This is a genomic window from Hymenobacter ruricola (assembly GCF_015694525.1).
Taxonomy (GTDB): Bacteria; Bacteroidota; Bacteroidia; order Cytophagales; family Hymenobacteraceae; genus Hymenobacter; species Hymenobacter ruricola.
Map to the genome: position 1 here is coordinate 154,832 of NZ_JADQDM010000001.1, position 20,155 is coordinate 174,986.

A 20,155-nucleotide genomic window follows, 5' to 3' on the forward strand; every position below is an offset into this window, starting at 1 on the left:
GAGGTGTGCAAATAACGGTAACCAGGACGCAGCCTGCTGAAAAAACCTTGCCAGTCAAGGCAATTAAGTCGGCCAGGGTTCCGCCGAACCGGTTACTTTCGCCCCCGTTCCCGCCAGCTTTTCCCTCCCCATGACCGAGCCTCAACCCTCCCGCGCCCCCGAACCCGTGGGCGCCTACCCCTACACGCGCCGCGTGGGCAACCTGCTGTTTCTCTCCGGCGTGGGCCCGCGCCAGCGCGGCCAAAAGGCCATTCCCGGCGTCGAACTGGACGAGGGCGGAAACGTGCTGCGCTATGACTTCGAAAGCCAGTGCCGCGCCGTGTTCCAGAACGTGCGCTACATCCTGGAAGAGGCCGGCGCCGACTGGGACGACCTGGTGGACGTGACCGTGTTCCTGACCAACATGAAGGACGACTTTCCGGTGTATAACCGCCTCTACGCCGAGTACTTTGCCACGGCCCAGCCCTGCCGCACCACCCTCGAAATCAACTGCCTGCCCACGCCCATTGCCATCGAGCTGAAGTGCATCGCCGCCCTGCCGCGATAAGGGCGTATTAATGGCGATTTAATGCCTTTTTTATAACCCCCGCGCGATTTTGCAGGTTAAGCCCCCTCATGTACGTTCGTAAAAACCTTCGCTTGCGCGTGGTGTGGCGCCTCACCTGGCGCAGCCTGCTCATCTTCTTCGTCTACAATACTTCCGTGTGTCTGCTGTACGGGCCCTTCAATGTGCACGTGCTCGACATTCCGTGGCAGCCGGTGGCCATGCTGGGCACGGCCGTGGCCTTCTACATCGGCTTCAAAAGCAACGGCTCCTACGACCGGTTCTGGGAAGGCCGCCAGCTGTGGGGCAGCATCGTGAACACCAGCCGCGTGTGGGCCGTGCGGGTGTTCGATTTCGTGCATTCGCCCGCCGACCATAACGGCCCCGATGGGCCCGCCATTACGGCGCTGCACCGCCGTCTGCTCTACCGCCAGGTAGCTTGGTGCAACGCCCTGCGCCTGCACCTGCGCCGCCAAACCGCCCAGCTCTGGGACACCGAAGTGGCGCCCTTCCTGCCACCCAACGAGGCCGCCAACGCCAAGAACCTCAGCAACCCGCCCACCCACCTGCTTCGCCAGCAGAGCGTGGAGCTGCGCGAGCTGTCGGAACTGGGCGTGCTCACCGAGTTCCGGCAGGTGGCCCTCATGCAAACCATCCAGGACCTCTTCAATGCGCAGGGCGGCTGCGAGCGCATCAAAAACACGCCTTTTCCGCGGCAGTACGCGTTTTTCAGCTTCGTCTTCGTCTGGGTATTCGCGGCCCTGCTGCCCCTGGGCCTGGTGGAGGAATTCGACAGCCGCTCGGCCCTGGGCCAGCACCACGTCTGGCTGATGGTGCCCTTTTCGGTGCTGGTGTCGTGGGTGTTCAACGTTATCGAAGTGGTGGGCCACACCAGCGAAAACCCCTTCGAAAACGACATCTACGACGTACCGATGACGGCCATTTGCCGCAGCATCGAAATCGACATCCGCGAGCTGCTGCAGGAAAACGACCTGCCCGCCAAGATTGAAGCCGTTGACGACGTGCTATATTAAAGCCGGCTGAGTTGGGAGAGCATGGGGCAATAAAAAACGTCATGCTGAGCTTGTCGAAGCATCTCGCGTGCAACAGTAAATGATTTACTATAGCACGCGAGATGCTTCGACAAGCTCAGCATGACGTTCTTCTCGTCGGGCCTGAGCCCAACATCTTCGCTTACTTCACCACTTCCACCCAGCTTTTGTACTCGCGCAGGCGGCCGGTGCAGTCGGTGTAGCTCACCTGGTAGTAGTACATGCCGGCGCTGTTGTCGGCAGCGTTCCAGCCTTTGGTGGCGTCGTAGCCTTCGTACACCTTGCGGCCCCAGCGGCTATACACCTGCATGTGGTAGCCCGTCACGTCGGCAATGATGCGGGTGCCCGTCGCGTCGGACGTCTTCAGCACCAGCTCGTCGTTTTGCTGGTCGTTGTTCGGGGTGATGACGTTCGGGAAGATGGGCAGCGCGTCGCTTTTCACCACCAGCGAAGCCGTGGCCGACGCCGAGCAAGCGCCCCCGATGAGGTAGCTCACGGTGTAGGTGCCGGCCGTGGATGCGGCCAGGTCAATTACGCCGGTGCTGGGGTTGAGGGCCAGCCCGGCCGTGCTGCTAAACGTGCCGCCCGCGGGCGTGAACGTGGGCGCGCCGCTGCTGCCCGTGCGGCAGTACGTGGGTGCCCCGTAGGCCAGCGTGGGCGCCGTGCGCACCAGCGTGACGCTGGTGCTGCCCACGGCCTGGCAGGCGTTGAGCAGGCTGTAGGTCACGGTGTAGGTGCCCGGCGTGGAAGCGCCCAAATTGATGACGCCGGTGCTGGCGTTGAGGGCCAGCCCGGCCGTGCTGCTAAACGTGCCGCCCGCGGGCGTGAACGTGGCGGGCGCCGCCGTGAGGGCGCTGCCCGGGGCCGGCAAGCAGATGGGGCCCGGCGAATACGCCACCGTGGCCGTGGCCGGCAGCACCGTCACGGTCACCGGCGTGGAGTTGCCCGACTGCAGGCGGCACGTCAGCACGGCCCGGTACTGGGTGGTCACCGTGGGCTGCGCCGTGTAGAACGCCGCCGTGGCGCCCGGAATGTCGGTGAACGTGCCGGTGCCGGTGCCCGTCGACTGCTGCCACTGGTACGTGATGCTGCCCGACACGGTGGCCCCCGTCAGGCCCAGCGCCACGGTTTCGCCGGGGCACACGCTGGGCTTGGTGGTCACGGCCGTGCCGCCGTTGGGCACGCCCAGGCAGTTCGAGCCCAGGCTGATGCCCATCACGTTCAGCACCGGGTCGGCCACCGATTTGATGACCGTGAGGCTTTGCACCGACTTGGTGTAGTTGGCCACGCTCAGGTTCAGCCGCACCTCGTACAGGCGCGGGTTGCCGGGCGTAAAGTCGATGGCATTGGTCACGTAGCTGACCCGGCTGCCCACGTTGATGGCGGGCGTAATGGTGCCGTTAAACCAATCGGGCACGATGACATTGTTGAAGGTCTGGGAGGTGCCGTCGGTAAAGTTGACTCTGAAGATTTTATCGGCGGCGGTGGTGCCGTTGCCTTCGGCGGCCAGCACCATCACCTCGCTGCAGGGCTGCGGGTTGGTGAGCACGAGCGTGGCGGGGCTGGCTACGTTGTTGCCATCAATTCGCAGCGAGTTGTTGACGTTGAACGGGGCCAACTGAAAGGTCAGGCCAGGCGTGGTGATGCTGTTAATCGTGCCAGAGGCCGGTAGCGCATTGCTGGCGCTCAGGCCCGGAAAATTGCTGTTGGCAAAGCACCACTTCACGGTGGGAATGCCCCGGTCCACGGTGTTGTTGGTGTAGCTGGCCACCGGGGTGTTCTCGGCAATCACGTCGGCGGTGTAGCCCGTCACGGTGACCGGCACGTAGGTGGTCTGGGCGCGGGCGGGCCGCAGTGCCCACGGGCCCAGCAGGGCCAGCATGAAGGCGAAATGCGTAAACTTTGCTCTCATTGGGTGATGGAGGGGTGAAAAATGAAGGGGTGATGAAGAGGAACAACCGCCTATGCGGTTGCGGGGGGTAAATTAACCACAATAACTATTCCAAGCACTACAATAATTGAAAGCTTTAATGGCGGCTGCCCGATGAGCGGGCTACCGTTGCGCAAGCTGAACTGTGTGCCCGCCGCTAAATACCCGGCAGAAAGGCATTGGGTGGCCCCTGACGCGGTTCTGCGGTCCCCTTTCCGGCCAGGCAAGGAATAAGCTCAACCTAACGCGAAACCGCTGCCGGGCGTAAGCACAGGCTCCACCTCCTTCCTTCCGCTATGCCCACAAAGCTTCCCAACCCGGCCCGCACCTCGGGGGCCACGGCCACTTCCTGGTTTGGCACCGCGCCGGCCCTGCCCACCTTCGCCCCCCTCGCCGACAACGCCGAAACCGACGTGGTGGTGGTGGGCGGCGGCATTGCCGGCCTCACCACTGCCTACCTGCTGAGCCAGGAAGGCGTGCCGGTGCTGCTGCTGGAAGACGGCGAGCTGGCCAGCGGCGAAACCGGCCGCACCACCGCCCACCTTTCCAACGCCCTCGACGACCGCTACACCACCCTCGAAAACCTGTTTGGGCCGGAAGGCGCCCGCCTGGCCGCCGAAAGCCACACCACCGCCATTGCCGCCATCGAAGGCATTGTGCAGAAGGAAAAAATCGACTGCGACTTCACCCGGCTCGACGGCTTCCTGTTTTTGCCCGCCGGCGGCAAGTCGCAGGAGCTGGCCGACGAGCTGGCCGCCGCCCACCGCGCCGGCCTCACCCAGGTAGAGCACCTGCAACGGGCCGGCACCACCGGCTTCGAGCCCGGCGAATGCCTGCGCTTTCCCAACCAGGGCCAGTTTCACATCCTGAAATACCTGAACGGCCTGGCCCAGGCCATCACCCAAAAAGGCGGCCGCATTCATACCAACACCCGCGTGAGCGAAGTGCACGGCGGCGCCAATGCCCGTGTGGTGACCGCCGACGGCGTGGAAGTGACCGCCCGCAAAGGCATCGTTGTGGCCACCAACTCGCCCTTCAACGACCGGGTGGTGATGCACACCAAGCAGGCCGCCTACCGCACTTATGTGGTGGCCGCCCGCGTGCCCAAAGGCAGCATCAGCAAAGCCCTGTACTGGGACACGCCCGACCCCTACCACTACGTGCGCTTGCAGGACGTGCCCGCCGGCCCCCGCGGCGGCCAAACCGATTATGACCTGCTCATCGTGGGCGGCGAAGACCACAAAACCGGCCAGGACGAGCACCCCGAAGCCCGCCTGCGCTGCCTGGAAGAATGGACGCGCGACCGGTTTCCGATGGTGCGCGACTTCGAGTACCGCTGGTCGGGCCAGGTGATGGAGCCGCAGGACGGCCTGGCCTACGCCGGCCGCAACCCGCTCGATGCCGACAACGTGTTCATCATCACCGGCGACTCGGGCCACGGCATGACCCACGGCACCCTGGGGCCCATGATTGTGACCGACCTCCTGCAGGGCCGCCCCAACCCCTGGGCCGGCCTCTACGACCCCGGCCGCATCACGGTGAAGCCCGAAAGCGCCCTGGAGTTCGTGAAGGAAAACGTGAACGTGGCCTTCGAGTACACCGACCTGCTGACCGGCGGCGACGTGAAAACCCCTGAGGAAATTGGGGTAGGGGAGGGCGCCGTGCTGCGCCGCGGCCTCAGCAAAGTGGCCGTGTACAAGGACGAGCAGGGCGTCGCCCACGAGTGCTCGGCCATTTGCCCGCACCTGGGCTGCGTGGTGCACTGGAACAGCCTCGAAAAAAGCTGGGACTGCCCCTGCCACGGCTCCCGCTTCACCGCCCTCGGCGAGCTGCTGAACGGCCCCGCCGCCAGCGGCCTGGCTCCAGCACAGTAGCGCGGACTTTGTAGTCCGCGTCCCCGCGCCGCGTCCCCGTCGGAAGCCCGAACGACAACCACGCGGCGCGGGGACGCGGACTACAGAGTCCGCGCTACTCCCTGGCTACCCCTCTTTTCCTATTTACCCCCAATACCCAGACCGTTCAAGCGGCTCCTGCCTTCTCACCATGCCTTCCCGCAAACCCAAAACTCCCGCCCGCAACACCCAAGCCGAGTCCACCTGCCTGCCCCCCAAGGGCGTGCTCATCGCCATCGGCGGGCACGAAGACAAATCGCCCCGCCCCGGCACCGGGTACGAGGCCGACAACGCCCCCGATTCTATTTTGCGCCGCTTCGTGGACGAGGTGAAGGGCTCCAAAAACATTCTCGTGCTGCCCATTGCTTCGCAGGAGCCCGAAGAAGCCGCCAAGGATTACGTCGACTTATTCAACAGCCTGGGCGCGGGGCGGGTGGACGTGCTCGACCTGCAAACGCGCGAGCAGGGGCACCAGGAAGACGCCTTGCGCCAGATGGAAGAAGCCGACGGCTTCATGTTCACCGGCGGCGACCAGCTGCGCCTCACGGCCCTGCTCGGCGGCACGCCCTGGCTCAAGCGCCTCAAGGAGCGGTTCACCCACGACGACATCGTGATTGCGGGCACCAGCGCCGGCGCGGCGGCCATGAGCACGCCCATGATTTACCAGGGCCGCGACAATCAGGGCATGCTCAAGGACGAAATCCACGTCACCACGGGCCTGCAGTTTGTGCACGACGTGGCCATCGACACGCACTTCGTGGCCCGGGGCCGCATCATCCGCATGGCCCAGATTATTGCTACCAACCCCGGCTGCATTGGCCTGGGCCTGGAAGAAGACACCGCCGTGGTCATCCGCGACGGGCGCGAGCTCGAAGTCATCGGCAGCGGCGTGGTGACCATCGTGGACGGCCAGGACTGCACCGACACCAACATCCACCGCATTCAGTCGGGCGAGGCCATCACCATCCGCGACCTGCGGGTGCACATCCTGAGCTGCGGCGAGTGCTACACCCTGCCCGTGCAGGAGGACCTGCACCGCTAGCCACGGCAGGCCCATGCGAGCCAGAATTACGCCTGCTTTTGAGTAAAGAACGCCTGGTTCTGTTCTAAAAATGCTGCCTTATTGTTCAAAAATGCATGTTTACAGGGTAGAAATGCCCTCATATAAGTTGTAAATGCCCTTATATGAGTTATAAATGCCTTCATATAGATTGTAAATGCCTGCTTACTGCTTAAAAATGCGTGCTTTCGATTAAACAGTGCCTACTTAGGTTCATACAATGCCTGCTTTGGGCTTAAATAAGCTTGGTATTGCCCTGGCAAAGCCGGCTACTGCAAGAGTAGGCCGGTTGCTGAACCTGGGTGGGGTATCTTGCGGGGGCCCGGCACTAGCGGGCACCCCGCCCATGCCCACTCCCCCCGTTGCCGAAGACCCCGAACCAGCCGCCACGTCGGAAACGGCGCTACTGGCGGCTTTTGAGCGCCGCGTGCTCGCCCGCGACGAGCCCGTGCCGGTGCCCATGGACGCGGGCAGCCTGCGGGCCCGCATCCGGGCGGGGCTGGCCGGGCGGCTGCCCCAGCCCGGCCGGCAGCGCGACCGGCGGCGGCTGCGCCGGATGGCGTACCTCTGCCATCAGTTTCTGGCCGTGCCCACCCTGTTTAGCACGGCGCCGGAACTGGCAGCGGCGTTGGACTTGTCGCCCAGCGGCCTCACCCGCACCTGGCGCGAGCTGCGCGAGGCCGGGCTGGTGGAACTGGTGCCCGCCGGCACGCGCCGCTGCTACCGCCTCAGCCGCGCCGGCGAGGATTGGCTGCTGGCCGTGGTAAAGGGCGAAACGCCGCCCGCCTAAGCCCAACCGGAGCCCGCCCGCCTGCGTATTTTTGAGCCAATGAAAACCTCCTCACCCGCCTTGATGCGCTGGCTGAGCCGGCGCGGGGTGCTGGCCCTGGCGCTGGCCGCCACCCTGCCCGCCTGCCAGGACCACCGCTTGGCGCAGCTCGAAGCCACCCAGCAGCAACAGGCCCGCGAGCTGGCCGAGCTGCGCCAGCAGCTGGCCGAAAAGGAAGAAGAAGTGGAGCAACTCGAAACCTGCGTCGACGACCTGGAAAGCGCCGTGTACGAAGACGAGGACTCCACGACGTACGACGAAGACCCGGAGCGGCCGCATACGACGGTGCTGTAGGGGCGGGCGCTTGGGTGTGGCAGGCGGCAGGTGTGGGGCGGGAAAAGCAGTCGCGAACGTCATGCAGAGCGCAGTGAAGCATCTTTACTGCGGCAGTAATCTATTTACAAGGGTTAGTGATGCGGTAAAGATGCTTCGCTCCGCTCTGCATGACGTTCAGTAATCCCCGCCAAACGCAGCCCGTCCGCGCTTCCTCCGCATGAACTCCTACTCCCGCCGCCTCCGCTACTTTTTCACCGGGCAGCACTTCTCCGACGGGGTGCGCACCACGGTGGCCATTCTGCTGCCGGCGCTGCTGCTGGCCCAGTGGGGGCACTTCGACCTGGGCCTCACCGTCTCGACCGGAGCCGTGTGCGTGAGCGTGACCGACACCCCCGGCCCGCCTGCCCACCGCCGCAACGGCATGCTGGCGGCCTTGGCGCTGGTGCAGCTCACGGCCCTGCTCACCAGCGTGGCGGCCACCAGCGTGTGGGGGCTGGGCCTGGAAATCGGGGTGCTGAGCTTCCTGTGCACCATGCTGCTGGTGTGGGGCGCCCGGGCCGGGGCCGTGGGCACCGCCGGCCTGCTGAACGTGGTGCTGCTGCTGGCCCACCCGCCGGCCCTCAGCCAGGCCCTGCCGCACGCGGGCCTGCTGCTGCTGGGCGGCCTGTGGTACGCGGGCCTGGCCCTGGTGGCCTACCAGGTGCGGCCCTACCGCCCGGCCCAACAGGCCCTAGGCGAGTGCGTGCACGCCATTGCGCAGTTTCTGGCGCTGAAAGCCAAGTTCTACAACCCCGCCACGGCCCTCGAGGAGGACTACCGCCAGCTGGTGGCCCAGCAAGTGGTGGTGAACGAAAAGCAGGAAGCCGCCCGCGACTTCCTGTTTCGCACCCGCCAGATTGTGAACGAAACCACCAGCACCGGCCGCCGCCTCGTGCTCACGTTCGTTGAAACCGTGGATTTGTACGAGCGCATCACGGCCGCGTACTACGACTACGGCAACGTGCGCGAGGCCTTTGGGCGCAGCGGCCTGCTGCCCGACATCGCGGGCCTCATCCGCCACATTGCCGCCGAGCTCGACCACCTGGGCGTGGCCATCCAGACCGGCCGGCCCTACGACGGCCCGGGCCCCGACCTCGGCGCGGAGTGGGGGCGCCTGCAGGCCCGCATCAGCGCCCTCGACGCCGGCAGCGCCGACGGCCAGACGCGGGTGCTCAAGAAAATCCTCGTCAACCTGCGCGACATCATCCGGCGCGTGGGCAACATCCGCCGCTACTTCGACGAAAGCCTGACGGCCGACGTACCCGCCCCCAGCCGCGCCGCCGAGCACGCCCGGTTCGTGGCCCACCAGGAAATCGAGCTGCAGGCCCTCAGCCAGAATTTTACGCTCAGCTCCAGCGTGTTTCGCCATTCCGTGCGGATGATGCTGGCCTGCCTGGTGGCCTTTGTCGTGGCCGAAAGCCTCTGGCACGGCCAGCACAACTACTGGATTCTGATGACCGTGACCATCATGCTCAAGCCCGGCTTCAGCCTCACGCGCCAGCGCAACCAAGAGCGCATCATCGGCACGCTGGCGGGCGGGGCGCTGGGGGGGGCCATCCTCTGGGCCCTGCCCTGGACGGAGGCGCGGTTTGGCGTGCTGGTGGGGTTCATGGTGCTGGCCTATAGTTTCCAGCGTACCGTGTATCTGGCCACGGTCATCTTTCTCACGGCCTATCTGCTCATCATGTTCAGCTTTTTGGGGCTGAGCTACATTGGGGTGGCCGAGGAGCGCATCACCGACACGCTCATTGGCTGCGCCATCGCGTTTTCGGCCGGCTATTTCCTGTTTCCGCGCTGGGAATCGGAGCAGCTCACCGACTACATGGCCGCCGCCCTGCGCGCCAACCTCGCCTACCTGCGCCAGCTGGCCAACCGCCTGGCCGGCCGCCCCCTGCCGCCCAACGAGTACCGCCTGCTGCGCAAGGAAGTGTACGTGAGCGGGGCCAACCTGGCGGCGGCCTTCCAGCGCATGCTCACCGAGCCCAAAAGCAAGCAGCACCGCCCCACCGAAACCCACGAATTCGTGGTGCTGAACCACATTCTCTCCTCCAACATCGCCGCCCTCACCGCCACCCTGCGCGAGGCCGCGCCCGCCGTGCCGCCCTTCGCCGCCGAGGGCCGCCGGGCCCTCACCAGCGCCGTGGCCGCCCTGCAAAAAAGCCTGGCCCGCATGACCCCGGATGCCGCCGCGCCAGCCACCGAGCTGGGCCTGGGAACTGCCGGGAACGGTGCTTCCGACGACAAAACGCTGCTGGAGCAGCTTGCTTTTCTTCAGAAAGTGAGCGGGGATATCGGGAGAGTTTCCGAGGTGCTGATTGAGAAATAGCGCATCTGGCCCGTCCGTCATGTCGAGCTTGTCGAGACATCTCGCGTGCCAGAGTAAATAATTACTACTGCACGCGAGATGTCTCGACAAGCTCGACATGACGGTCTAGTTGCCTGAGCCCCCTCAGCAGGGCAGCTGCACCACCACCCGCGTGCCCACTTCCGGCGTTTCGATGCGGACGCGGCCGCCCAGGTAGGCGGCGCGGGTGCGCACCCCACGCAGGCCGATGCCCACGGGCGGGGTGTCTTCGCCGCGGGCGAAGCCACGGCCGTCGTCTTCCACGCACAACTCCAGGTGGCCGGGGTGGCAGTGCAGCCGCACCTGCACGTGGCGGGCCTGGGCGTGGCGCACGGCGTTGTTCACCAGCTCGGCCACAATGCGGAAGGCGGCCGACTGCACGGCCTGCGGGAGGCCGTCGAGGGCGGGGTCGAGCTGGGTGGCCACGTGCGGCGGGCCGTTGAGGTTGAAGGCGTCGCAGAGCGAGCCGATGGCCTTTTGCAGGCGGTTGGTGCCGGGCTCCATGGGCAGCAGCGCGTGGCTGAGCTGGCGCACCTGGCCGTAGAGCTGGCCCAGAATTTCTTCGGTGAGCAAGCCGATGGTGGCGGCGTCGGGGGCGGCGGCCAGGGCGTCGCGCACGGCGTGGCTCTGCCAGGCCATGTGCAGGGCGGCCAGGTTGGGGCCCAGGGCGTCGTGCAGCTCGCGGGCCAGCTGCTCGCGCTCGGCGTCCTGCGCCGCGATGAGGCGCCCGCCCTCGGCGTTGCGCTGCTGCAGGCGCCGGATGCGCAGCCGGGCGTTTTGGCGCAGCGCGTAGCGGAAACGGCCGGTGAGCAGGGCGCTCAGCACCAGCAGCTCCGTGAGCAGGCCCCAGGCCAGGGTGTTGGGGTAAACGGGGTTGACACTGGTCCAGCCCAGATGATTCAGCCAAAACACGGCGTAGCCCACGAAAAAACAGAAATACGTGGGCGAGTAGTACGCCGCCAGCCGCCGCCGGTGCCGGGAAAGAAACGCCGCAATGAGCGTCACCCAGCCGTAGCCAAACACCAGCAGCATCAGCACCTCACGGCCGGTGTTGAGGCCCTCCACCAGCGCCAGATGGTGGCGCACGGCCCACGGAAACACCGCCGCGTAGGCGGCCACCAGCACCACGGCAGCGCCCGCCAGCCAGCTGCCGGCGCGGTAGAGCGTCCCGGTTTTGGGCAGCCGCAAAAACAGCTGCATGATGCGAATGCCCGCCGCGCCCGCCAGGATGAGAAAGTTGTACTGCCCCACCGACCACAGCAGGCGGTAGGGCCCGCCCGGCAGCAGCAGGGCATCAAGGCCGTCCTCCATCAGCAGAAACAGCGTCACGGCCGCCACGTAGGCCACGTACCAGAGGTGAATGCGGTCGCGCAGAAAGGCAAACAGCACCAGGTTGAACACGGCGCTGCTCAGGTAAAAGCCCAGCAGCCACACCCAGTGCCGCTCGAACGGGAAGCCCATCTCCCAGGCCAGAAAATGCTCGACCGTTTCGATGTAGATGGGCAGGTACACGCCGCCGGTGTGCACGTCGGCGCGCAGGTAAAGCAGCGCGCTTTCGCCCGGGCCCAGCTCAAACGGAAAGCTCAGCGAGCGGGCCGGAAACTGCCGCTCGGCCGCCGGCGCCCACGAGCTGGCCGCGCCCAGACGCGTGAAGCGGGTTTCGCCCGGCCGGCGGCAATACAGGGCAGCGCTGTCGGCAAAATTGAAAATGCCCCACACGAAGCGCAGGCGGCGGGCCTCGGCGTTGCGCACGGGCAGGCGTATCCACAGGCGGCGGTGCAGCAGGCCCAAGTTGAGGGTTTTGTGCCAGGGGCCGGGGCGGAAGTGGCCCACGCGCCAGTGGGCTTCCGCCCGTTCCGGGTCGGGCGCCAGCCCGAAGGGCTCGGTGTAGTAGCGGTAGGCTTCGGAGAGGTGCGCGCCTTCGGGGTCTTTCAGCAGTAAGGTGTCGCGCAGCGCGGGCCGCGGGGCACCCGCAGCGGTGGCCGGTAGGCCAGAAAGTGCCCGCAAGCCCAGCATCAGCACAATAACGTAGCAAAACCGCATAGGCAAGAAATGGCGGCTTCTGGCACCGGACTGGCAAATAACTATAGCTTCATCTAAACTTCATTCGATTTAATAATTAAATTCTCCTAAAACCTAATTCGGGTTGCCCCGGCTGCGGGTCGGCAGCCAGAACAACCCGAATACAACAGTTGCCCAATTGGGCCTACTTCGCCGCCTTGCCCGCGTCGGGCTTGAGCGTGCGGCCCAGCCAGTCGAAAAACACGCGCTGCCAGAGCACGGCGTTCTGCGGTTTTGGTCGCCCAATGCCTAAGTAGCGCTACCGGCTGATGCGCAGCCGCTCGTGCTGAAACACCGCGAAGCGGCCCGGCAATTCGGCGGCGTGCTGCTCCAGAATCAGGCGCACCACGGTGGCCCGCTCGGGCCCGGTAGCTTCGTCCAGGCGCAACAGCAGAATGCCGTGGTGCGGGCGCAACTCCTTAAAGATTAAATCGCCAAAATCCTTGTCCATGGTAACAACGATGGCCGTTTGCCGGGCCGCCAGGGCCAGCACTTCCACGTCGGGCAGGTGCGGGTCGAGGTCGCGCACGGCCGTGGTTTCGTGGCCCAGTTTCCGCAGCAGTTTTTCGACGCTGGTACCCACGCCCGCATCTACCACAAACCGCACGGGCTAGGCGCTGAAGCGGTACACGCGCTGTTCGCCCACCACGTTGGCGGCGTAGAGCAGCACGCTTTGAAAGTCTTCGGGCTCCAGTTCGGGGTATTCCTGCATCAACTCGGCAGCCGTTTGGCCCGCCGCCATGGCTTTCAGCAGCTGCTGCACCGAAATGCGCAGCCCGCGCACGGTGGGCTTGCCGGCCAGCACATGTGGGTCGACGGTGATGCGGGCGAGAAGCGAATCAGTGGCTTGCATACGGCAAGATACGCAAAAAGCGTCCGTTAGGAAACCCAACGGGCACTTTTGCACAAGGCCCTTGGCCTACTTCGCCGCCTTGCCCGCGTCGGGCTTGAGCGTGCGGCCCAGCCAGTCGAAAAACACGCGCTGCCAGAGCACGGCGTTCTGCGGCTTCAGCACCCAGTGGCCTTCGTTGGGCAGGTACAGAAAGCGGCTGGGGATGCCCCGCATCTGGGCCGAGCCGAATGCCTCCATGCCCTGGCTTTCGGGCACGCGGAAGTCTTTGCCGCCGTGGATGACGAGGATGGGCGCGTCCCACTTGCCCACGAAGTTGATGGGGTTGAATTCCTGGTAGGAGCGGTGCTGGGGCACGTTCCAGGGCGCGCCGCCGAGGTCGTGGTTCACGAAAAACATCTCCTCCGTGGTGGTGTAGAAGCTGTTCAGGTCGAACATGCCGTCGTGCGAGATGAACGTTTTGAAGCGCCCTTCGTGGTGGCCGGCCAGGAAATACACCGAGTAGCCGCCGTAGCTGGCCCCCACGCAGCCACGCCGGTCCTTGTCCACGTAGGGCTCCTCCGAAATCTTGTCGATGGCCGAGAGGTAGTCGCGGATGGGCTGCCCGCCGAAGTCGCCCGAAATGGCGTCGTTCCATTCGCGGCCGAAGCCGGGCAGGCCGCGCCGGTTGGGTGCTACCACGATGTAGCCGTTGGCCGCCATCAGCTGGAAATTCCAGCGGTAGCTCTGGCTTTGGGTGATGGGGCTTTGCGGGCCGCCCTGGCAGTAGAGCAGGGCAGGGTACTTCTTGGCAGGGTCGAAATCGGGCGGGTAAATCACGAACACCTGCATCTGCTTGTTGTCGGTGGTGGTCACGCGGCGGTCTTCCACCTTGCCCAGCCGGATGCCGGCCAGCTCTTCCTTGTTGATGGCGGTGAGGAGCGTTTCCTTGCCGGTTTTCAGGTCCAGTCGCACGATGTCGGCAAAGGCCGAAAGGGTGGTGCGGTTGGCCACCGCCTGGTCCTTTCCCACCAGCTCAAACGAGTTATAATTCTGTGCGCCCGTCGTCAGCTGGCGGATTTTGCCACCCTTGCTCGGCAGCGAATACAGCTGCTCGGTGCCGGCCACCACGGCCATGAAGTAGATGGTTTTGCCGTCGGCGCTCCAGCGCATGTTGCCGGCGCTCAGCTCCGAGCCTTTGGTGATGTCGACGCGCTTTTTGGTGGCGAAATCATACACCACGATGCCGTTGCGGTCGCTCTCGAAGCCGGGGGTGGCCATGCTCAGCCACGCCACCTGCTGGCCGTTGGGCGAAAAGGCGGGCTCGGTGTCGTAGCCGCCCAGGCCCTCGCTCAGGTTCACGGTTTGGGCGTTGTGGATGTCGTAGAGGTAAATGTCGGAGTTGGTGCTCACGGCTTCGGCCTTGCCCGTGAGCTTGCGGCTGGTGTAGGCAATGCGGTAGCCGTCGGGCGCGAAGGCCAGCTGCTCGGCGCCGCCGTCGGGCATCAGCGGCGAGTCGAATTTCTCGCCGGGCATCAGGTCCTTGCCGTAGCCCTCGGGCCGGCCGTCGGCGTTCAGCGGCTGGAAGAAGACGTGGCTGGCCTGGTGGTCGTCCCACACGTTCCAGTGGCGGTAGTTCAGGTCGTCGATGATTTTGGCGTCGGCCTTGGGCAGGTCCGGAAACAGGTCCAGCGTGGTGGGCGTCACCTTCACGTCCTGCGTGTACAGGATGAAATTGGCTTTGGGCGCGTATTTCAGGTTGCTCAGGCCCTGGTCGGGGAAGTCGCTGAGCTTGGTTTTGCCGGTGCCGTCGGCGTTCATCACGTAAAGCTGTTCGGTGCCGCTTTCGCCCGAAAGGAAGGTAAGCTTGCCGTCGGGCCGCCAGTTCAGGGTGTTTTCCGAGCCGGGCGTGTCGGTGAGCTTGCGGGCGGGCCCGCCGGCCACGGGCACGGTCCAGATGTCGGTGTTGCCCTTGTTTTCGGCCAGACTGTACTTCGTGACGGTGTAGGCCACGGTTTTGCCATCAGGCGACACCTGCATTTCGCCCAGGCGGCCCAATTGCCAGAGCTTTTCGGGGGTGAGGACGGCGGTGGCGGTTTGGGCGGCGCCCACCAGCGGCAGCAGCGCCAGCGCCGCGGGAAAGAACTTTTTCATTGCCAGAAAAAAATAGGAAGCCCCAAGGTACTGCCAGGCACGAAACCGCTGCCGAGCTGTAGTACATAGGTTGTTTTATATATTAGCTGCGTCAATGTCTTTCCCATTGCCCTTGCCGCCCATGAAACCGCTGTTTTCAGCTTTCGCCGTGCTGCTGGTGCTGGCAGCTGGCCCGGCCCGCGCCCAGCAGCCGGTTCCGGCCACCGGCATCCAGCCCGTGGCGCCCAGCCACGACGCGGAGCTCGCCAAAGAGCGCCAGCGCTGGAACCGCGCCCTCACCGACTCCGTCGTTCGGGCGCGCATCCTCAACGCCAACCCCAACACCTTGCTGGTGGAAACCGTGAAAGGCCGCCGGCCCGGCACCGCCCTCGACGTGGGCATGGGCGAGGGCCGCAACGCCATCTACCTGGCCCAGCAGGGCTGGCAAGTCACCGGCGTCGACATCGCCGACCAGGCCCTGGCCTACGCCCAGGCCCGCGCCAAAGAGCAGAAAGTAAAAATCACGACCGTGGAGCAGGACGCGGAAAGATTCGATTGGGGCACCAACAAATGGGACCTCATCCTGATGTGCTACGCTGGCGGGCGGGAGTTTCCGGCCCGCGTGTTTGAAGCCCTCAAACCGGGCGGGCTGGTGGTGCTCGAAGCCTTCCACCACGACGCCGTGCAGCAGGCCCGCATCGACGAGGGCGTGGTGTTCAACACCGATGAACTGAAGCAGCTATACGCCGCCACGGGGCTCAAAATCGTGCGCTACGAGGAACCGATGGGCATTGCCGATTTCAGCAAAAAACAAGTGCGCCTGGTGAAGCTGGTGGCCCGGAAACCGTGAGGCTGCCAGTTGCCAATAATACACCGTTAATTAAAAAGGAGCTTATGAAAATCCGCCTGTTTTCGTGTGTGGCGCTGGGCGCGCTACTGGGCGCCACCCTGGTCTTATTGGCTTCTTCAGCGAAGGCCCAGAAGCCCTGAGCGAGTTGCAGGGCAAGACCGCCAAAAAAGAAGCCCTTCCAATCAAATTGGAGGGGCTTCTTTCTGTGGGTCAACAGCCACTTGCTAGCGCATAAGCGCAAGGAAGAATCATTTGCTGTCCTTTTTACGGCCCGAGCCGCCGGGTTGTTTCCCGCCGCCGTCATTTTTATTCACCGTGGCCCAGGCGCGGGCTTCGGCTTCGTCTTTCGGAACGCCTCGGTTCTCGTAGCCTTCTTCGATGTGCTCGGCCTGGCGCTTCTGCTTGTCGGTGTACTTCGACTTTTCTCCCTGGGGCATGGCAGTGGGTGGTTAAAGTGGAAAGGAAGTGACCCGGGGCGTCCGGGCCACCGTATTTTTACGCTCGGGGCGGGGGAGGAGTTAGGTCGAGCTTACTATCTTCGTGCCCGGTTCCTGGCCGTTTTTCTTCGTAATTCATGCGCCACGTCGCCGACATTCCGCACCCCGCCGTCAAAATCACGCTGCTGGCCTGGAACGGCAAGTTTCTGCTGAAGCTGGAGCAGGGCAATCTGGAGCAAACCTACAAAGTGGCCGAACTGGACCTGCTCACCGGCACCGACGCCGAAGCCCGCGAACTGCTTGACGACGAGTTTCTGGCCGCCGCCATTGCCCGTTTCCACGCCATGCGCGCCGACCTGCAGGCTGCCTTCGACCGCCACGAACTGCGCTAACTTCGCGGCATCCCACTTCCTTTTTCTATGCAAAAATTCTATTTCTTCCTGCTGCTCCTGGCCGGCTGGCTGGCCCCGGCCCTGGCCTCGGCCCAGCTCTACGACGTGCGCCCCGGCGAGGTGAACTACAACAAAAAGCCCCGCCCCGCCCTCAAGGTGCAGGTAGACGGCAAGGCCACCGACGTGCGCGAGTACCTGCAGGACTGGATGAAGAGCAGCTACAACGTGAAATTCAAAGCCGGCGGCGTGCTGGGCATGGGCAAAAACGACGTGCTGATGGCCAAGCAAACCCCCGCCAGCACCATTTCGGGCAAGCTCGTGGACCTCTACGCCACCGTCATCGCGCCGTCGGATTCGGTGTCGGAAGTGTCCTTTTTCGGCGGTTTCGACGACCATACCTTCTTCGATGCCGACAACACCAAAGCGGAGTACAACGCCCTGCGCGCCATCGCCCAGAACTTTGCCGGCGCCGCCCGCCTCAAGGCCTACCGCGACATGATTGCCGAAGCCGAGAAGAAGCTTAAGGCCGTGGAAAAGGAAAAAGAGCGCCTCGAAAAAGAGCAGGCCTACCTGAAAACCAACACCGAATCCAACCTGGCGCGCATTGAGGAGCTGAAGCGCAAGAACGCCGAAAACCTGCTCCAGTCCCGCACCGACTCGGCTTCGCAAACCAAAAACCGGCTGCTGCTCGACGAGAGCCGCCTGCGCCTGCAGCGCCGCCGCGACCGCCTCTCCGCCCTCGACCGCAAAAACTAGCCCCGCCGCGGTCCGTATTCAGGTCATGGACAACCCCTCTTCGCCCCTCGACACGCTGCGTCAACTCAAAGAAATGCTCGACGCCGGGGCCCTCACGCCCGCCGAGTTTGAGGCCTTGAAAAAGCGGCTGCTGTTCCAGGAATCGGCCGCGGCACCCGCTGCTGCTCCAGATGCCGCGGTTCCAACGCCGCCCGCGGGCCCACCCGCCGCGCCGTCGGCACCGCAGTTCTTCACGCCTTCCTCCGAAGCGGCCCCCGCCGTCCCTGCACCTGAATACGTGGCGCCCGCGGTGCCTCGCGCATCCGAAACTGAGGCGCCCATTGTGCCGCCACTGCCGCCATTGGTTGCGTTTGTGTCCGCTTCGGACCCCACTCCCGAACCCGTTTCTGCTTTCGTCGCCGACGAATATCCCGAAGCCCAATCCCCGGCTCCCAAGAGCCCGTTGGCGCTCATTCTCACCATTGGCGGCGTGTTAGCGCTGTTGGCGGTGGTGCTGTACCTGTCGATGAACCGCCCGCCGTCGGAGCGCATTTCCAGCACCAGCCTCACGCCCGCCGATACCGTTGCCGCGCCCATCGAAACGGGCCCCCAGGCCGAGCAACTGCCCACTGTAGCCGCGCCCGAAACCATCCGCGTGGCGCCCACCAACCCGGCCCCGGTGGTGCAGCCCCGCCCCGCGCCGGTTATGAGCGACTCGGTGGCTACCCCCGTCGCGGCGCCCTCCGATTCGGCGCTGAACCGCTAGGAACCTCAATTCCACGGCTGAGCTTATTGCAAATAAACTCAACGTGCTGGCTGAAAGGTCGTATGTAAAACCCCGGCTTCCTTGGCCGGGGTTTCTTTTTTCCTTTCCAGCCCAACCGTTTTTTCATGAAGCTTTTTCGTTTCTACTCGCTGAGTTTGTCGGCGGCTTTGGCCACGGCTTCGCTGGCCGGCTGCTCTTCGCCCAACGGCACCTCTGGCACCGCCGCCACTACCGGAGCCGCCTCTGACACCACCGCCAATGCCGCCGCGGTGCCAGCGAACTCGCCGCTGCAAGTCGTGGCCGAGTTCAACGACCCGCAGATGGTGGGCGTGGCCGTGGCGCCCGGCGGGGAGGTGTTCGCCTGCTTTCCGCGCTGGGACTGGAACCCGTCCTATCCCATCGCCAAAGTGGGCCCCAACAACACCCTCACGCCGTATCCCAACGCTAGCTGGTGCATGTGGAACGACTCGGTAAAATCCGAGCCGCTCAAGCACTGGATTTGCCCCCAAAGCGTGTTTGCCGATAAGTCCGGCATGGTCTGGGTGCTCGACCCGGCCTCGCCCGGCCTGAAATTCACCGTGGCCGGCGGCCCCAAACTGGTCAAAACCGACCCCAAAACCGGCCAGGTGCTGCTCACCATTCCCTTCCCGGAGAGCGTGGCCCCGCGCAAGTCTTACCTCAACGACGTGCGCATCGACCTGCAGAACAACTACGCCTACATCACCGAATCGGGCCTGGGCGCGCTGGTGGTGGTCGATTTGAAGACCCTGAAATCCCGCCGCCTGCTCGACCAGCACCCTTCCACCAAAGCCGTGAAAGGCTTGGTCATCAAAGCCGAAGGCCATCCCATGATTGACCTGGAAGGCAAGCCCGCCCGGTTCAACGCCGACGGCATCGCCTTGAGCACCGACAATACCTACCTCTACTACTGCCCGCTCACCGGCCACACGCTCTACCGCATCAAAACCGCCGCCTTGCGCGACCCGGCCCTGACGGAAGCCCAGCTTGGCCAGCAGGTAGAAACCGTGGGCGAAATTCCCGGCACCGACGGCCTGGAAATCGACGCGGCCAACAACGTCTACCTCACTTCCTTCGAGCAAAGCGCGCTGCTGCGCCGCACGCCCGATGGCAAAATAGAAACCCTGGTAAAGGACCCGCGCCTGCAATGGCCCGATACCTATAGCTTCGGCGCCGACGGCACCCTGTACGTGACCAACTCCGCCATCCACAAAACGCCCAACTGGAACAAGGGCGTGGGCCAGCACCGCCAGCCGTTCCGCATCTTCAAGATGGCACTGCCCAAATAGTTGCCAAGGCATAGCCAATGCCCAAAAAAAGAAAGCCCCACCGGTTTTGGTGGGGCTTTCTTTATTATAGCGTAAAAGCCTGTAAAGACGGCTGATGCTTAATCAACGCATGGCTACTTTTTGAATCTTGACGCCCTTGGTGCAAAGGTCGAGCTTCTCGCTCGGGTGGGCCAGAATATCCATGCAGTGCCGGTGCCGGCGGTTCATGGTATCGTGGATGGTGTAAACGCCGTCGAGTTTGGGCGAAATGCCGCGCACCCGCACCTTGTCCCCAAAATCAAACTTGCCGCCCCAGGGCTTCAGCAAATCCCGCGAAAGGGCCATCCAGCGCTTTTTGGTGCCGTAGTGGCGCCTGATGTGGGAGTTGTCGGCCGTAACGAAGGGCTCGCTGTCGGTCTGGCCCGGCACGGCCTCATATACGGTGGCCGTCACTGTGTAAGTGAGGCTGCGGGCCACTAAGGTCTTCGACTTTTTGGCCTTCGCAACGGCGGGGCGGCGGGCTATGCCGCGCGACGAAAGGAACGCGCGCATGCCGGTGGCAGTGGTGTTGGGCGCGGAACTGACGGAATTAAAAAGCGGCGCTGCAAGCGTCGCAACTGCTAGAAATATATCTACGAATAGCCGTGCATTATACATTTATTCAGGGTTCGTTCGGCCACCTCTTGAGCCCGGCGGAATG

General features: G+C 64.3%; 19 protein-coding genes. 12 read left to right on the forward strand and 7 right to left on the reverse strand.

Going from position 1 to position 20,155, the window contains the following annotated elements; translation table 11 throughout:
- Positions 1 to 130 precede the first annotated feature (130 nt).
- Both I2H31_RS00710 and I2H31_RS00715 read left to right on the forward strand, forming a co-directional pair.
- Positions 131 to 547: a RidA family protein gene (locus I2H31_RS00710; RefSeq protein WP_196291076.1), complete on the forward strand. Its 417-nt coding sequence runs from the start codon at positions 131 to 133 to the stop codon at positions 545 to 547.
- Between the two features lie 68 nt (positions 548 to 615).
- The gene (locus I2H31_RS00715; protein WP_196291077.1) at positions 616 to 1,578 is read left to right on the forward strand and encodes a bestrophin family protein; all 963 of its coding nucleotides are present in this window, start codon (positions 616 to 618) and stop codon (positions 1,576 to 1,578) included.
- Positions 1,579 to 1,738: 160 nt separating this feature from the next.
- On the opposite strand, the gene I2H31_RS00720 is transcribed toward I2H31_RS00715, so the two are convergent.
- Complete coding sequence (locus I2H31_RS00720) at positions 1,739 to 3,508, reverse strand: T9SS type B sorting domain-containing protein (protein ID WP_196291078.1); 1,770 nt, start codon at positions 3,506 to 3,508, stop codon at positions 1,739 to 1,741.
- 314 nt (positions 3,509 to 3,822) lie between these two features.
- On the opposite strand from I2H31_RS00720, the gene I2H31_RS00725 reads away from it, so the two are divergent.
- From I2H31_RS00725 to I2H31_RS00745, 5 genes are all read left to right on the forward strand, one after another.
- The gene (locus tag I2H31_RS00725; RefSeq protein ID WP_196291079.1) at positions 3,823 to 5,400 is read left to right on the forward strand and encodes an FAD-dependent oxidoreductase; all 1,578 of its coding nucleotides are present in this window, start codon (positions 3,823 to 3,825) and stop codon (positions 5,398 to 5,400) included.
- Positions 5,401 to 5,569: 169 nt separating this feature from the next.
- Positions 5,570 to 6,460 (forward strand): cyanophycinase, encoded by an 891-nt coding sequence (locus I2H31_RS00730; protein WP_196291080.1) that lies wholly within the window; start codon positions 5,570 to 5,572, stop codon positions 6,458 to 6,460.
- A 364-nt stretch (positions 6,461 to 6,824) separates the two neighbouring features.
- The gene (locus I2H31_RS00735) at positions 6,825 to 7,268 is read left to right on the forward strand and encodes an ArsR/SmtB family transcription factor (protein WP_196291081.1); all 444 of its coding nucleotides are present in this window, start codon (positions 6,825 to 6,827) and stop codon (positions 7,266 to 7,268) included.
- Positions 7,269 to 7,307: 39 nt separating this feature from the next.
- Positions 7,308 to 7,601, forward strand: coding sequence for a hypothetical protein (locus I2H31_RS00740; RefSeq protein WP_196291082.1), 294 nt, complete (start codon positions 7,308 to 7,310; stop codon positions 7,599 to 7,601).
- A 199-nt stretch (positions 7,602 to 7,800) separates the two neighbouring features.
- Complete coding sequence (locus I2H31_RS00745) at positions 7,801 to 9,948, forward strand: FUSC family membrane protein (protein ID WP_196291083.1); 2,148 nt, start codon at positions 7,801 to 7,803, stop codon at positions 9,946 to 9,948.
- Between the two features lie 123 nt (positions 9,949 to 10,071).
- Here I2H31_RS00745 and I2H31_RS00750 read toward each other — a convergent pair whose 3' ends face one another.
- From I2H31_RS00750 to I2H31_RS00765, 4 genes are all read right to left on the reverse strand, one after another.
- Positions 10,072 to 12,009: a sensor histidine kinase gene (locus I2H31_RS00750; protein WP_196291084.1), complete on the reverse strand. Its 1,938-nt coding sequence runs from the start codon at positions 12,007 to 12,009 to the stop codon at positions 10,072 to 10,074.
- Between the two features lie 277 nt (positions 12,010 to 12,286).
- Positions 12,287 to 12,634, reverse strand: coding sequence for a DUF5615 family PIN-like protein (locus I2H31_RS00755; protein WP_196291085.1), 348 nt, complete (start codon positions 12,632 to 12,634; stop codon positions 12,287 to 12,289).
- 3 nt (positions 12,635 to 12,637) lie between these two features.
- Positions 12,638 to 12,880: a DUF433 domain-containing protein gene (locus I2H31_RS00760; RefSeq protein WP_196291086.1), complete on the reverse strand. Its 243-nt coding sequence runs from the start codon at positions 12,878 to 12,880 to the stop codon at positions 12,638 to 12,640.
- Between the two features lie 66 nt (positions 12,881 to 12,946).
- Positions 12,947 to 15,010: a S9 family peptidase gene (locus I2H31_RS00765; RefSeq protein WP_196291087.1), complete on the reverse strand. Its 2,064-nt coding sequence runs from the start codon at positions 15,008 to 15,010 to the stop codon at positions 12,947 to 12,949.
- Between the two features lie 121 nt (positions 15,011 to 15,131).
- Between I2H31_RS00765 and I2H31_RS00770 the strand changes: the two genes are divergently transcribed.
- Positions 15,132 to 15,839, forward strand: coding sequence for a class I SAM-dependent methyltransferase (locus I2H31_RS00770; RefSeq protein ID WP_196291088.1), 708 nt, complete (start codon positions 15,132 to 15,134; stop codon positions 15,837 to 15,839).
- 248 nt (positions 15,840 to 16,087) lie between these two features.
- Here the strand turns inward: I2H31_RS00770 and I2H31_RS00775 are convergent, their stop codons facing one another.
- A complete protein-coding gene (locus tag I2H31_RS00775; RefSeq protein WP_196291089.1) occupies positions 16,088 to 16,276 on the reverse strand; it encodes a hypothetical protein in 189 nt (62 codons plus the stop codon).
- Between the two features lie 137 nt (positions 16,277 to 16,413).
- Here I2H31_RS00775 and I2H31_RS00780 point away from each other — a divergent pair, with 137 nt between their 5' ends.
- The 4 genes from I2H31_RS00780 to I2H31_RS00795 all read left to right on the forward strand — a co-directional run bounded on the left by I2H31_RS00780 (position 16,414) and on the right by I2H31_RS00795 (position 19,476).
- Positions 16,414 to 16,668, forward strand: coding sequence for a hypothetical protein (locus tag I2H31_RS00780; protein ID WP_196291090.1), 255 nt, complete (start codon positions 16,414 to 16,416; stop codon positions 16,666 to 16,668).
- Between the two features lie 27 nt (positions 16,669 to 16,695).
- Positions 16,696 to 17,424 carry a hypothetical protein gene (locus I2H31_RS00785; RefSeq protein ID WP_196291091.1) on the forward strand — a complete coding sequence of 243 codons (729 nt, stop codon included), beginning with the start codon at positions 16,696 to 16,698 and terminating at the stop codon, positions 17,422 to 17,424.
- Positions 17,425 to 17,449: 25 nt separating this feature from the next.
- On the forward strand, positions 17,450 to 18,169 hold the full coding sequence (locus I2H31_RS00790) for an SHOCT domain-containing protein (protein ID WP_196291092.1): 720 nt from the start codon (positions 17,450 to 17,452) through the stop codon (positions 18,167 to 18,169).
- 125 nt (positions 18,170 to 18,294) lie between these two features.
- Positions 18,295 to 19,476 carry an SMP-30/gluconolactonase/LRE family protein gene (locus tag I2H31_RS00795; protein WP_196291093.1) on the forward strand — a complete coding sequence of 394 codons (1,182 nt, stop codon included), beginning with the start codon at positions 18,295 to 18,297 and terminating at the stop codon, positions 19,474 to 19,476.
- 102 nt (positions 19,477 to 19,578) lie between these two features.
- Here I2H31_RS00795 and I2H31_RS00800 read toward each other — a convergent pair whose 3' ends face one another.
- The gene (locus I2H31_RS00800; protein WP_196291094.1) at positions 19,579 to 20,007 is read right to left on the reverse strand and encodes an RlpA-like double-psi beta-barrel domain-containing protein; all 429 of its coding nucleotides are present in this window, start codon (positions 20,005 to 20,007) and stop codon (positions 19,579 to 19,581) included.
- Positions 20,008 to 20,155 lie beyond the last annotated feature (148 nt).

What these genes read in the sequence shown, in the direction of transcription:
- I2H31_RS00730 (WP_196291080.1), top strand. Translation starts at nt 5,570, where the DNA reads ATGCCTTCCCGCAAACCCAAAACTCCCGCCCGCAACACCCAAGCCGAG.
- I2H31_RS00715 (WP_196291077.1), top strand. Translation starts at nt 616, where the DNA reads ATGTACGTTCGTAAAAACCTTCGCTTGCGCGTGGTGTGGCGCCTCACC.
- I2H31_RS00735 (WP_196291081.1), top strand. Translation starts at nt 6,825, where the DNA reads ATGCCCACTCCCCCCGTTGCCGAAGACCCCGAACCAGCCGCCACGTCG.
- I2H31_RS00745 (WP_196291083.1), top strand. Translation starts at nt 7,801, where the DNA reads ATGAACTCCTACTCCCGCCGCCTCCGCTACTTTTTCACCGGGCAGCAC.
- I2H31_RS00760 (WP_196291086.1), bottom strand. Translation starts at nt 12,880, where the DNA reads ATGCAAGCCACTGATTCGCTTCTCGCCCGCATCACCGTCGACCCACAT.
- I2H31_RS00780 (WP_196291090.1), top strand. Translation starts at nt 16,414, where the DNA reads ATGCGCCACGTCGCCGACATTCCGCACCCCGCCGTCAAAATCACGCTG.
- I2H31_RS00725 (WP_196291079.1), top strand. Translation starts at nt 3,823, where the DNA reads ATGCCCACAAAGCTTCCCAACCCGGCCCGCACCTCGGGGGCCACGGCC.
- I2H31_RS00785 (WP_196291091.1), top strand. Translation starts at nt 16,696, where the DNA reads ATGCAAAAATTCTATTTCTTCCTGCTGCTCCTGGCCGGCTGGCTGGCC.
- I2H31_RS00740 (WP_196291082.1), top strand. Translation starts at nt 7,308, where the DNA reads ATGAAAACCTCCTCACCCGCCTTGATGCGCTGGCTGAGCCGGCGCGGG.
- I2H31_RS00765 (WP_196291087.1), bottom strand. Translation starts at nt 15,010, where the DNA reads ATGAAAAAGTTCTTTCCCGCGGCGCTGGCGCTGCTGCCGCTGGTGGGC.
- I2H31_RS00710 (WP_196291076.1), top strand. Translation starts at nt 131, where the DNA reads ATGACCGAGCCTCAACCCTCCCGCGCCCCCGAACCCGTGGGCGCCTAC.
- I2H31_RS00750 (WP_196291084.1), bottom strand. Translation starts at nt 12,009, where the DNA reads ATGCGGTTTTGCTACGTTATTGTGCTGATGCTGGGCTTGCGGGCACTT.
- I2H31_RS00775 (WP_196291089.1), bottom strand. Translation starts at nt 16,276, where the DNA reads ATGCCCCAGGGAGAAAAGTCGAAGTACACCGACAAGCAGAAGCGCCAG.
- I2H31_RS00770 (WP_196291088.1), top strand. Translation starts at nt 15,132, where the DNA reads ATGAAACCGCTGTTTTCAGCTTTCGCCGTGCTGCTGGTGCTGGCAGCT.
- I2H31_RS00800 (WP_196291094.1), bottom strand. Translation starts at nt 20,007, where the DNA reads ATGCGCGCGTTCCTTTCGTCGCGCGGCATAGCCCGCCGCCCCGCCGTT.
- I2H31_RS00720 (WP_196291078.1), bottom strand. Translation starts at nt 3,508, where the DNA reads ATGAGAGCAAAGTTTACGCATTTCGCCTTCATGCTGGCCCTGCTGGGC.
- I2H31_RS00795 (WP_196291093.1), top strand. Translation starts at nt 18,295, where the DNA reads ATGAAGCTTTTTCGTTTCTACTCGCTGAGTTTGTCGGCGGCTTTGGCC.
- I2H31_RS00790 (WP_196291092.1), top strand. Translation starts at nt 17,450, where the DNA reads ATGGACAACCCCTCTTCGCCCCTCGACACGCTGCGTCAACTCAAAGAA.